Origin of the sequence: Streptomyces sp. NPDC048172 (assembly GCF_043202595.1) — a bacterium.
GTDB lineage: Bacteria > Actinomycetota > Actinomycetes > Streptomycetales > Streptomycetaceae > Streptomyces.
The window spans coordinates 1-12,379 of sequence record NZ_JBIDAT010000011.1; the positions used below are offsets into that span (position 1 = coordinate 1).

Genomic DNA, 12,379 nt, shown 5'->3' on the forward strand with positions numbered 1-12,379 from the left:
GGCCGGACGAACTCCCACTCCTCATCGGACAGTTCATGGCGACGTATCACCCCGACATGATCCACCACGCAAGATCAATTGAAGACACCGCCTAGAGCCCTGCACGGGGCCTGCCCCTGCGCCGTGGCCCGCCACGCAGTTCCCCGCGCCCCTGCCGGGGCAGGCCCCTGCTCCTCCCTCCACCCCGCTGTGCTTGGGATGTCTGCGCTTCTCCCTCCGCCCCACAGCGCTTGGGAGCTCTGCGCTTCTCCCTCGGCTGTGCTTGGGAAGTCTGCGCAAGGCGCAGGGTTGGCAAGCGCAGCCCCCCACGCAGGGTGCCCCGCGTAACGGGGCCGCGCCCGGGGTGCCCCGGGCTGTGGTTCGCGGGCTGCGCCCTGCGTCGTGGCTTGTCGCGCAGTTCCCCGCGCCCCTGATCGGGCAAGCCCCGAGGTGTCGTGACCGGCGCGCCCACGCGGCGGAGCCGCAAAACCAACACAGCCCCGCGCCCTTAGGGGGCAAGCCGAGCAGGGGACTGGCCCGGGGACAGGAAACGGCCCGTGGGCTGCTCCCCTCGCCGGAGGCGAAGGGCGCCGGTCGGACGAGTCCGACGAGCCCACGGGCCGGGTGACTGCTCTGGATTGGCCGGGAAGGACCGGCCACACGCTGGTGGTCGGCCCTAGGCCGCAGCCACCTCACACGTCCGCTGATCGATCATCAGTCGGATCACCTCCTTTCCTGTGTGCCCCGCACGTTATGCAGCGCCGCACCCGCGGGCAAACGAATTTCGGGGCGGCAACGATTTTCTCGAATCCGGTGTGTGCTGGGTCACGTTCGACTTGAATGGGCCCTGCACACGGTGGGGTTCAGGCACAACGCAGGGGGTGCCGAGGTGTCGGCTCAATCCAAGACTCACTCCGCGTCGTCATCCGACGGGGACGACGGAGGACCTGGCGGTGCCGACGACGAACTCTTGCTCGCCGCGCTGCTGGACGGCATGGACGCGGCGCTGTGCGCCTTCGACGCCGACGGCGTCGTCACGCACTGGAACCGCGAGGCCGAGCGCATGCTCGGCTGGACCCAGCACGAGGCCGTGGGCCGCCGGGGCCTGGCCGGATGGGCGGTCCGCGCGGCGGACGCCGAGGAGGTCGAGGGGCGGCTGCTCGGCGCGATGGACGCGCCGGGACGGCAGGTCCACGAGTTCGCGCTGCTGACCAAGGACGGCGGCCGGGTCCTCGTCCGGGTCCAGTCCTCCGGCGTCGCGGGGGCCGACGGCAGGCCCAAGGGGGTCTACTGCGCATTCAGCGAGGTGCACGCGCAGATCGACCTGGAGCGTTCGATCGCGCTCAGCGAGGCCCTGCTGGAGGACGCCTGCTGGGGCGTCGTCCTGGTGGACGCCGACCTCCGCCCGGCGGTGGCGAACGCGTACGCGGCGCGGTCGTTCCGCGTCCCCTCCCGCACGTCCATGCTGGGCCGCCCGCTCGGCGAGCTGCTGGAGCACGGCGTGGAGGAGCTGGAGGGCGCACTCCAGCACGTTCTCGCGGAGGGCGCCCCGCCGGGACCGGCGGAGATCTGGGTCCGGCTGCGCGGCGCCGAGGACGCGGAGAAGGAGCGGGACTCGCTGGAGGCCGAGCTGTCGCCCGGCGCCGGGCCGCCGCCCCAGGCCGAGCGGGGCGAGCTGGACCGGCAGTGCTGCTGGCGCAGCGGCTTCCTGCGGCTGGCCACCCCGCTCGCGGAGGAGCCGGTGCCGCTCGGGGTGGCGTGGCTCTTCCAGGACGTCACCGAGGCCAAGCGGGCCGAGCAGGCGGCGGCCCGGCTGCGCTTCCGGGACAGCCAGTCGCACCGCGCGGCGCGCGCCGCCGCCGAGTGCGAGGACCCGATGGAGGCCGCGACCGTCCACCTGGACTTCGCCCTCGCGGGCTTCGCCGACCACGCCGTGCTCGACGTGCTGACCCCGCCGGAGAACGGGCCTGATCCGGTGCCCGTGCCCCGCCTCGTGCGCGCCGCGACCACCCCGGCCGCGGTGCACGGGCACGGCCTGCACATCGAGCCGGGCACCGAGAGCGGCCTCCCCGTGGCCTACGTCGAGGGGCACCCGGCCCTCCAGGCGTACCAGCGCTGCGGCTCCGTGCGCGCGAGCGTCGGCGCCACCGCGGTGCCGGAGGGCTGGGCGGAGGCCCGTAAGTGGCCGCAGGGCACCACGCACGGGCTGTGCACGGTGCTGCGCAGCAGGGGCAGGACGCTGGGCGTCGTGACCTTCCTGCGCGACGCGGGCCGCCGCCCCTTCGACCGTACGGACGCGGTGTACGCGGAGGGGATCGCGGCCCATGTCGCCGGCTCGGTGGACCTGGCGCTCCAGGCCCGCCGCTGAGGGGCCGGCCGAGGGGTCAGCGGTAGAAGATCCGGTCCGCGTAGCGCTCCATGACCTGGGCGTTCCAGTCGTGCCCGCCGTCCACGTTCGCCGAGCGCAGCAGCGGCGGCTCGATGCCGCGCCGCACCAGCTCCTCGGCGGCGCTCGCCACGACGGCCTGCATCAGGGCGCTGGTGACCACCGTCGAGGCGGGCGCGAACGGGGCCTCCACGCCCTCCGCGGTCAGCTCCGCGTCACCCACCGCGATCCGGCTGTCGATCACCACGTCGCAGTGGTCCTTGAGGAAGGTGCCGGTGGTGTGCCGGGAGCGGGTCCCCGTCGCGTACGCGACCGAGGTGACGCCGACGACCTTGAGGCCGAGCGCCCGCGCGTTCATGGCCATCTCGACCGGGAGCGCGTTCCGCCCCGAGAGGGAGATGATGATCAGGACGTCGCCGGACCGGACGTGGCTGGAGTCCAGGACCGCGCCCGCGAGCCCGTCGACCCGCTCCAGGGCGCTGCCCAGCGTCACGGGCCGCACGTCGACGCCGACGACGCCGGGGAGCGAGAGCAGATTCATCACGGCGAGGCCGCCCGCGCGGTAGACCACGTCCTGGGCGGGGAGCGACGAGTGCCCGGCGCCGAACGCGAAGACCCGGCGGCCGTCCGCGACGGCCTCGGCGATCAGCGCGCCCGCCGCCGCGACGTTCTTCGCCTCACCGTCCCTGACCTGCCGCAACAGGTCGATCGCGGCGTCGAGGAATTCGCCTGCCAGGCCGTCCACGCGCCTGTCGTCGCTCATTGTCAAGATCCTTGGAGTCGGTGGGGGTCGCGCGATGACGCGATCACGTTGAGGTCTGGACCAGTAGCCTGTCAATACCGCGTTCCGTCGCGACGGCACGCTTGTCAGTGCTATGCGTCAGAATTGATGCCAGGGCCACCGCACGAGCTGACTAGGGGCGCGCATGTCCGGACTCATCGACACCACGGAGATGTATCTCCGCACCATTCTGGAGCTGGAGGAAGAGGGCGTGGTCCCGATGCGTGCCCGCATCGCCGAGCGCCTTGATCAGAGCGGTCCGACGGTGAGCCAGACCGTCGCCCGCATGGAGCGGGACGGCCTGGTGAAGGTCGCGGGCGACCGCCATCTGGAGCTGACCGACGACGGGCGCCAGCTGGCCACGCGCGTGATGCGCAAGCACCGGCTGGCCGAGTGTCTCCTGGTCGACGTGATCGGCCTGGAGTGGGAGCAGGTGCACGCGGAGGCGTGCCGCTGGGAGCACGTGATGAGCGAGGCGGTCGAGCGCCGCGTCCTGGAGCTGCTCCGCCACCCCACCGAGTCGCCGTACGGGAATCCGATCCCGGGCCTGGAGGAGCTGGGCGAGAAGGCGGAGGCCGACTCGTTCCTGGACGGGCTGGTGAGCCTGAGCGAGCTGGAGCCGGGCGGCGAGGGCAAGACGGTCGTGGTCCGCAGGATCGGCGAGCCGATCCAGATGGACGCCCAGTTGATGTACACGCTGCGGCGTGCGGGCGTGCAGCCCGGCGCGGTCGTGAGTGTGAACGCGGGCGCGGCGGGCGGTGTCCAGGTCGGCAGCAGCGGCGAGGCCGCCGAGCTGGGCTCGGAGGTCGCGGCCCACGTCTTCGTGGCCAAGCGCTGAGCGCACCCGCGACGACGGTCCGCTGAGCGGGCCCGCTGACTGCGGGCCACTCGCCGTGGCCAGTCGCGCAGTTCCCCGCGCCCCTTACGGGGCACTCCTGCCGCGCCGGGGGGGCACGGGGCTCCCGCGGCGGGCGGGTCCCTTGTGCCGCCCGGGGCGGTTGTGACGGCCCCGGACGCGGCGTTCCCGCGCCTCCCGTGCTGTCACTTTGACGCCACGCGCGGAGTGCGAGGGGGCGCGCACCATACGTCGCACCTTCCCAATTGGCCCGACCGGTATCAGAGTTGCCGGAATGCGAGCGATGGCGCCCCTGGCGTGCGACGCTGTCGCTGGGACCAGAATCAGGGCACGTGTGCCGGGGACGCGATGCCGGAGCGGGGAGAGCAGCAGCACAGCCGCGCACCGGGCGGAAGGGGAGCCGTCGATGCCGTGTTCCGCGCGGGACCGCGACGGGCGGCCCACAGCGAGGGCCCCGGCGCCTTCAGCCGCCGGGGCCCCGCTTCCCCATGTCCCCCCGGAACGACCCGGAGCCCCGAGCTCTCAGGGTCGGCCCCCCTCCCGGTTCCTGTCTCCCCCTGGGGACGTGCGACAACCCTGGAGCGTTGTCACTCGATGGTGGGGTGTTGGCCCGGAGACCAGACTGTTCGAATAGAAGTTCGATAGGGTGAAGCGGCGGTCAGAGGGAGTGGGGGTGCCAGGACGCATGGTGCGACGGATCAACGTGACGGGCGCGGGCGGAATCCGGCTGGCTGCCTGGGAGTTCGCGGATCCGCCCAAGGGGCCCGTGGACGGCGTGGACAGCGAATCCGGCGCGGAGGCACCGGCCGGTTCGGTCGTCCGGCCGGGCGGCGAGACCTCCGGTCCGGCCGGGCCCCAGGGCCGTCGGCCCCCGGGCGTGCTGTTACTGCACGGGCTGATGGGCCGCGCCTCGCACTGGGCGGAGACGGCGCGCTGGCTCTCCGGGCGGTACCGTGCCGTCGCCGTCGACCAGCGGGGCCACGGCCGCAGCGACAAGCCCGGCGACGGGCCGTACGACCGGGAGGCGTACGTCGAGGACGCCGAGGCCGCGCTCGAACAGCTCGATCTGGCCCCCGCCGCGATCATCGGCCACTCCATGGGCGCCCTGACCGCCTGGCAGCTCGCGGCCAAGCGCCCCGACCTGGTGCAGGCCCTGGTCATCTCCGACATGCGGGCCACGGCGCTGGGGGAGCAGTCGCAGAGCGAGTGGGAGGCGTGGTTCAAGTCGTGGCCCGTCCCGTTCGCGACGCTGGGCGACGTGCGCCGCTGGTTCGGCGAGGACGACCCGATCCTGGAGCGTACGAACCCGTCGCGGGGCGAGTTCTTCGCCGAGGTCATGGCCGAGCGCGCCGACGGCTGGCGGCCCGCCTTCTCCCCGCGCCAGATGCTCAGGGCCCGCGAGACGTGGGTGTACGACGCGCACTGGGACGAGCTGGCCCAGGTCCAGTGCCCCACGCTCGTCGTCCGCGGCATCGACGGCGAACTGGGCAGGGCCGAGGCCCAGGAGATGGTCCGCGTGCTGCCCCGGGGGATCTACGCGGAGGTGCAGGACGCCGGGCACCTCGTGCACTACGACCAGCCGGAGGGCTGGCGCCGCGTCGTCGAGCCCTTCCTCCAGCACGCGCTTCCTTCCGGAAGCTGACGGGGCACGAGAGCACGAGGGTGCAGGGGCCCCCGCTCAGCCCTTGCTGACCGCCGTCAGGATCTCGGGGAGCCTGGCCAGCGCTCGCGTTGCCGCCAGCCGCAGCGCGAGCACGGCCAGCAGCAGGCCGTACGCGACGCCGACGGGCAGCATCAGCCACGCCCCCGCGCCCGCCGCCGAGCCGCCCGCCGCGTGCAGCCAGACGGTCACCGCCACGAACGGGGCGCAGAGCACCGCCGCCGCGAACATGCCGCCCAGGAAGCTGATGTAGGCGAGCGAGCCCTGCCCCGGCGCGACGTTCTTGTAGCCGCTGTCCTGCGGGATCGAGTACGGGAACCAGACCGAGGCCAGCGCCCCCGTGCCCAGCAGCGCGCCGAGCACCGCCGACGCCAGCCCCAGCACCTCGGGGACGACGGCCCAGTCGTCCATCAGCAGCGAGGACAGCAGCACCACCACTCCGACGTACGGCACGGCCACCAGCGCGATGGCCAGCATCCGTCCGCGCAGTTCGAGATGGGCGTCGCGCCGCGTCGAAATGGTCGACGCCACCAGCCAGAAGCCCGAGTAGTCCTGCCCGAACTGGTTGTACATCTGCAGGCCCAGCACGCCCGCCGCCCAGCAGGCGTTGTACGGGCTGCCCGTGCCCTGGACGCTCAGCACCACCGGCAGCAGCAGCCCGATGCCGAGCGAGGAGACCCAGCCCACCTTGGTCTTGGGGTCCCGCCACGCGTACCGCAGCGTGCGCTGCACGACCGCGGCCGTACGCCCGCCGGGGTCGTCGCCCGGCAGCCGCGCGAGCAGCCCGAGCACCCCGCGCGTACGCCCCGTGGCGGCCGTCTCCGGCGAGGGCTCCGGGGCGGTCGTCGCCGCCTGGAGCGTCGAGGCGTCCGGCGTGGTCATCAGCCGCGTCAGGCTCTGCCGCCACCAGGCCAGCAGCCCTGCGAGCGCGCCGCCCGCGAGCAGCAGCCGTACGGCCGCCACGGCGTACGCGCCCTCGCTCGCGTCCCGTACGGCGTACACGGCGGAGGTGGGCGGCAGCCAGCCCAGCACCGCGCCCACCGGCTCCAGCAGCGCGAGGCCGCCGGGCTCGGAGACCTTCTGGACGCCGACGTTCACGAACTGGGCGCCGATCGCGATGAACAGCCCGCTCAGCAGGACGAGATCGCGGCCCCTGCGGCTCGTCAGCAGCCGTACGTTCGCCGTGGCCACCCCGCGCGCGAGCGCGACGCAGGAGAGGACGAGCAGCGGCAGCGCGACCGCCGCCACCGCCCACCCGGCGGCGCCCTCCGCGGGCGCGGCGACAGCCCCGGCCGCCAGCAGCACCGTGAACACCGGGCCGATGCCGACCAGCGACGCCGCCAGCAGCGCGACGACCAGCCGCTGGGGGCGCAGCGGCAGCATCACCAGGCGCGTCGCGTCCAGCGTCTCGTCACCGCCCGGGAAGAAGAGCGGCACCACGGCCCAGCCCAGCGCCAGCAGTCCGGAGAGGACGACGGCGACGGTCACCGCGTGCTCGTGGCCGCGCATCAGCAGCAGCCCCAGGACCTGGAGCAGCGCGAGCAGCAGCGCCAGCACGGCGGAGGTGAGGAACGCGGCCCGTCTGCCGGGCGACTGGCGCAGCCCGTTGCTCAGCAGCGACCACTTCAGCCGTACGAACACCCGCGTCACCGGCGCCGTCTCGACGGCCGTGAAGGGCCCGGCGGTCATCCCGTGCCGCCCAGCCAGTCGAGGCTGGTGCCCGCCTGCGCCGAACGGCCGCGTGCGCCCACGAGTTCGAGGAAGGCGTCCTGGAGGCTCGGGGCCTCGCCCCGTACCTCGGTGAGCGGGCCGTGCGCCTGGATGTGCCCCGCCGCCATCACGGCCACCCAGTCGCAGAGCGACTCGACCAGCTCCATGACGTGGCTGGAGAAGACGACGGTGGCGCCGGACGCGGTGTAGCGCTCCAGGACGCCGCGGATGGTTTGCGCGGAGACCGGGTCGACGCCCTCGAACGGCTCGTCCAGGAAGAGCACTTCGGGGTTGTGCAGCAGCGCGGTGGCCAGCCCGATCTTCTTGCGCATGCCGGTCGAGTAGTCGACGACGAGCTTGTGCCGTGCCCCCGAGAGGTCGAGCACCTCCAGCAGCTGGCCGGAGCGGCGCTCGACCTCGGCGGCGGGGATGCCGCGCAGCGCGCCCATGTACGTGAGCAGTTCGGCACCGGAGAGCCGTTCGAAGAGCCGCAGCCCCTCGGGGAGCACGCCGATGCGGGACTTGACCGCGACCGGGTCCCGCCACACGTCGTGCCCGCCGATGACGACGGTGCCCGCGTCGGGCCTGAGCAGCCCCGTGACCATGGAGAGCGTGGTGGTCTTGCCCGCCCCGTTGGGACCGACGAGGCCGATGAACCGGCCCGCCGGAAGGGCGAGATCGATGCCGGACACGGCGATCTGCTCGCCGAACCGCTTCCACAGCCCCTCGACGGTCACGGCCGCCTGGGCCGCTTCCCCCGTGCTCGTCTCCCCCGTGCTCGTCGGGTCCTCGGCCACGAGTGCCCCCTTCCTGCGTCCCGGTCAGGCTATGTGTTCGACCGGACGGGAGGGGGCCGGACGCGAGGGCCGGACGCGGGGGTCAGACGCGGCTGCAGGCGTACGCGAGGGTGGGCACGATCTCCTCCGCGTCCGGCAGCCACCGGTTCGCCGCGGTCGGCTGCCGTGCCCACTGCACGGAGCCCCTGGTGCCCAGCCGGGTCGGGGGAGCGGCCACCCAGTCGCCCTCGCCGCGCGCGCGGAGGTCGAGCGTGCTGGGGGACCAGCCCAGCTTCCGTACGAGATCGGTGGCCTTGGCGGTGGCGCCGGGGAGGACGAAGAAGAGCATCCGGCCGTCGGGGGCGCAGATGACCGGGCCGAGGGTCAGCTCCATGCGCTCCAGCCGGGCCAGCGCCAGGCAGCCCGCCGTCTCCGGGACCTCGATGGCGTCGAAGGTGCGGCCCGTGGGCAGCAGGACGGAGGCGCGGGGCTCCTTGGTCCACATCCGGCGTGCCGTGGCCGCGCTGCCGGTGGCCTCGCCCGACCAACTGGAGCGCACGGGGTGTGCGCCGGGCGCGTGGCAGCGGGCCTCACCACAGGTGCAGCGCGGCATGCCGTCGACGGCCTCCAGCCAGGTCCCCGGGAAGACGTCCCAGTGCCGCTCCTCCGCGTAGCGCACGGCGTGCTCAAGGAGGGGTTCTGATCGCTGCCGGGGGATGCGCGTGGTCGTCGTAACTCCAGTTGTGACTCCGATGGTCTTATCCACGCACTTCACAACTCCCCTTGTCAGCAAGGGTTACGGGGCGCCTGGAGGTGGCAGCCCGCGCTCACGAGGGCGCATGGGTGCAAGTGCGGGGGCGCGTACCGAGTGGGCGGTCCTGGGTGGGTAGCCCCTCTCTGAGCGTTGTGCCGTGAAGGGCGGGGTTTTTCGTGAATCACGTGCATATGCGCTGGGCAGTGATCATCCATAGCCTTCATCCAGTAGGGGGATCACATGGCCGCCAGGCCGCTCGTCGCGAGGCAGCCCAACGAAAGGCTGCAAGCTCTCATCCAGGAGGCCGCGTGCTCCAACGCCGGGCTCGCGCGCCGCGTGAACATGTGCGGCGCGGAGCACGGACTCGACCTGCGTTACGACAAGACCTCCGTCGCACGCTGGCTGCGCGGGCAGCAGCCGCGCGGACGCGCCCCCGGCATCATCGCCGAGGCGCTCGGCCGCAAGCTGGGGCGCACGGTCACGATCGACGAGATCGGCATGGCGAACGGCAAGAACCTCGCGTCCGGCGTGGGGCTCCAGTTCGCACCGACCGTTCTCGGCGCCGTCGAGCAGGTCTGTGAGCTGTGGCGCAGCGACGTCGGCCGCCGTGACTTCCTCACCGGCTCCACGGTCGCCGCCTCGGCGCTCGTCGAGCCCAGCCGCGACTGGCTGATCACCCAGCCGGACAGCCAGGTCGCCCGCTCCTCGGGCGCCCGCGTGGGCATGGCCGACGTCGAGGCCGTACGGGCGATGACCGAGGCCCTCTCCGACCTGGACCACCGCTACGGCAGCGGGCACATCCGCCCCGTCGTCGTGCACTACCTGAACAGCGTGGTCTCGGGGCTGCTGGCGGGCTCGTACCGGGAGTCGGTGGGGCGGCAGCTGTTCGCCGCCGTCGCGCGGCTGACCGAACTCGCGGGCTACATGGCGGTGGACACCGGTCAGCACGGCCTCGCGCAGCGCTACTACATCCAGTCGCTGCGCCTCGCGCAGGCTGCGGGCGACCGGGCCTACGGGGGCTATGTGCTCGCGGCGAGCATGAGCCACCTCGCCGCCTCGCTCGGGAACCCGCGCGAGATCGCGCAGTTGGCGCGCGCCGCGCAGGAGGGCGCCAGGGGGCGGGTGACGCCGCGCGCCGAGGCGATGTTCCACGCGGCGGAGGCGCGGGGGCACGCGCTGATGGGCGACGCGCGCGCGAACCAGTCGTCGGTCACCCAGGCGCTAGCCGCGATGGACCGCGCCGAGGGGGCGGAGGGCTCGGGCGACGACCCGCCCTGGATCGCGCACTTCGACCGCGCCTACCTCGCCGACGAACTGGCGCACTGCCACCGCGACCTGGGCCAGGCGGAGGCCGCCGCCGCTGCCGCCGAGGAGGCCGTCGAGGGGCACCCGGAGGGCCGTGCGCGGCGCCGTGCGATCGGCCTCTTCCTGCTCGCGAGCGCCCAGGTGCAGCAGCGCGAGATCGAGCGCGCCTGCCATACGGGCACGCAGGCCACGGAGCTGCTGAGCGGGCTGCGCTCGGACCGGGGCGCCGAGTACCTGGACGACTTCCGCCAGCGCCTGGAGCCGTACGGCGAGGAGACCGTGGTCAGGGAGTTCTCGGCCCGCCTGGAGCTGGCGGCGGTGGCGTAACGGGGGAGCGCCACCGGCGCCCGCGGGGTGCGGGCCGGGCGCCGGTGCGGTGTTGACGGGGTGCTGGTGTGGTGTATCCCTCGGTCACCTGGGTTCTTGGTCCTCCCTCCGATTCACCCGGTAGCGTGAGCCGACGATTCCGGCCATGCGAACGAGGAGTCTCGGTGACAACGCACAACGGACGCGGACAGGACGGCATCCCCGGCCCATCCGGGGATGCCGAACTGCCTGCGGCCACGACCCCGCAGGAGGGGGTCGTGCTCCCGGCGAACGCTGCCCCGTGGACGAATCAGCAGCAGGTCCAGCCCGCCCAGCAGCAGGTGCAGCCGCCCGCCGGGCAGCCGTGGGGCCAGCCCTGGGGTCCCGGCGCGGACACGGCCCCGCCGCAGCCGGGCGTGCCCGCCTCGCCGGACGGCGTCGCCGCCGCGGGTGCCGAGGGCGGGGAACGTGCCGCCGTCGCTCAGCCGTTGCCGCCGGAGGGCGCCCCGGCGCCGCAGCAGCCCGTGCAGGGGCCCGCGCACGCCGCGCCCGTACAGCCTCCGGCTCAGCCCCCGTCTCAGCCTCCGGCCCAGCCGCCGATGCCGCCCGCGCAGCCGCCCGTACCGCCCGGGCCGCAGACGGCTCAGGTGCCGCCCGCCCCGCAGGTGACCGGAATGCCGGAGCCGCTCGGTCCGGGCAATCCGGACGGTGAGTCGGAAGCCACGCAAATGCTGCCTCCCGTGGGCATACCCGGCGCCGGGGTTCCCGGAGTTCCCGGTGCCGAGGACGGCACGCAGGTCCTGCCGCCCGTGCCCGCCATGGACGAGGAGGCGACGCAGTACATGCCGCCCGTCGTCGACGCGCAGCCGGAGACGAGCGCGGAGTCGACGCAGAAGCTGCGGGCCGTGCAGAGGCCCGTACGTCCGCAGGGGCAGGCCCAGCCCCAGCCGCAGCCCCTCCCGGGCGCACAGGACGCGCAGAACGGCCCGGGCGGGCCGCCGCCCGTGAAGCGGCAGCCCCCGGCCGGGTTCGAGAGCCTCTTCCGCCCCGAGCCGTCCGTGAAGATGGGCGCGGCCGCGCCGCCGCCCGGCAACGACGACCCCGGGTCCACCCAGAGCCTGCCCCTCTTCGACCAGGCGGCCGAGGAGTTCGACGACTACGAGCCGCAGGGCCGCGCCGCCCGGCGCTCGGCCGAGCGCATGCAGCGGGGCCGTATGTCGCAGCCCGGGCTGCTGATCGCCTGCGGCGTCGTCGGTGTCGCCGTCGTCGGGCTGATCGTCGGCGCGACGCTCTCCGGCGGGAAGGGCGACGACGCGAAGGGCGAGAAGCCCAAGGCGTCCACGGCCCCGGCGGGCCACAAGGAGACCACCAAGCCGCCGGATCCGGCCAAGGGCCAGGCGGAGAAGCTCGACAAGCTGCTGAACGACAGCAACAACAGCCGCTCCACGGTCGTCACTTCGGTCGCCCGTATCCGGGCCTGCAAGATGCTCGGCAAGGCCGCCGCGGACCTGCGCGGCGCCGCGAAGCAGCGCAACGGGCTGGTGACGCGGCTCGGCGAGCTGAAGACGGACAAGATCCCGAACGGAGCGCAGCTCACCGGCTCCCTCACCCGCGCCTGGAAGTCCTCCGCCTCGGCCGACGCGCACTACGCGAACTGGGCCGACCAGGTCGCGCGCGGCAAGAAGAAGACCTGCCCCAAGGGCCACGCCCGCTCGACGCCCAGCGCGGCGGCGGGCAACCGCGCGAGCGGGACGGCGACGGCGGCGAAGAAGCAGGCCGCGTCGCTGTGGAACCCGACGGCCCAGAAGTACAGCCTCACGACGCGGCAGTTCGGCGAGCTGTAGAGCCGCCGCGCGGGGGGATCGG

The 12,379-nt window shown here is 73.7% G+C and carries 9 protein-coding genes; 5 read left to right on the top strand and 4 right to left on the bottom strand.

What is annotated here, in order from left to right; genetic code table 11:
* Positions 1-868 precede the first annotated feature (868 nt).
* The gene (locus tag ACGF3A_RS37340) at positions 869-2,347 is read left to right on the top strand and encodes a PAS domain-containing protein (RefSeq protein WP_393734963.1); all 1,479 of its coding nucleotides are present in this window, start codon (positions 869-871) and stop codon (positions 2,345-2,347) included.
* A gap of 16 nt (positions 2,348-2,363) precedes the next feature.
* On the opposite strand, the gene ACGF3A_RS37345 is transcribed toward ACGF3A_RS37340, so the two are convergent.
* Positions 2,364-3,128, bottom strand: a complete 765-nt coding sequence (locus tag ACGF3A_RS37345) for an SIS domain-containing protein (protein ID WP_393734964.1) — start codon at positions 3,126-3,128, stop codon at positions 2,364-2,366.
* Between the two features lie 163 nt (positions 3,129-3,291).
* Between ACGF3A_RS37345 and ACGF3A_RS37350 the strand changes: the two genes are divergently transcribed.
* Together ACGF3A_RS37350 and ACGF3A_RS37355 are read left to right on the top strand one after the other, a co-directional pair.
* Positions 3,292-3,984 (top strand): metal-dependent transcriptional regulator, encoded by a 693-nt coding sequence (locus tag ACGF3A_RS37350; RefSeq protein ID WP_393734965.1) that lies wholly within the window; start codon positions 3,292-3,294, stop codon positions 3,982-3,984.
* Positions 3,985-4,687: 703 nt separating this feature from the next.
* Positions 4,688-5,644, top strand: a complete 957-nt coding sequence (locus tag ACGF3A_RS37355) for an alpha/beta fold hydrolase (RefSeq protein WP_393734966.1) — start codon at positions 4,688-4,690, stop codon at positions 5,642-5,644.
* Between the two features lie 36 nt (positions 5,645-5,680).
* On the opposite strand, the gene ACGF3A_RS37360 is transcribed toward ACGF3A_RS37355, so the two are convergent.
* The 3 genes from ACGF3A_RS37360 to ACGF3A_RS37370 form a co-directional block, all read right to left on the bottom strand.
* Positions 5,681-7,351, bottom strand: coding sequence for a transporter (locus tag ACGF3A_RS37360; RefSeq protein ID WP_393734967.1), 1,671 nt, complete (start codon positions 7,349-7,351; stop codon positions 5,681-5,683).
* Positions 7,348-8,169: an ABC transporter ATP-binding protein gene (locus ACGF3A_RS37365; protein ID WP_393734968.1), complete on the bottom strand. Its 822-nt coding sequence runs from the start codon at positions 8,167-8,169 to the stop codon at positions 7,348-7,350. The genes ACGF3A_RS37360 and ACGF3A_RS37365 overlap by 4 nt, the downstream gene beginning before the upstream one ends.
* A gap of 82 nt (positions 8,170-8,251) precedes the next feature.
* Complete coding sequence (locus ACGF3A_RS37370) at positions 8,252-8,914, bottom strand: bifunctional DNA primase/polymerase (RefSeq protein ID WP_393734969.1); 663 nt, start codon at positions 8,912-8,914, stop codon at positions 8,252-8,254.
* A gap of 228 nt (positions 8,915-9,142) precedes the next feature.
* Between ACGF3A_RS37370 and ACGF3A_RS37375 the strand changes: the two genes are divergently transcribed.
* On the top strand, positions 9,143-10,534 hold the full coding sequence (locus ACGF3A_RS37375) for a transcriptional regulator (RefSeq protein ID WP_393734970.1): 1,392 nt from the start codon (positions 9,143-9,145) through the stop codon (positions 10,532-10,534).
* Between the two features lie 164 nt (positions 10,535-10,698).
* Positions 10,699-12,357 carry a hypothetical protein gene (locus ACGF3A_RS37380; protein WP_393734971.1) on the top strand — a complete coding sequence of 553 codons (1,659 nt, stop codon included), beginning with the start codon at positions 10,699-10,701 and terminating at the stop codon, positions 12,355-12,357.
* Positions 12,358-12,379: the final 22 nt, after the last annotated feature.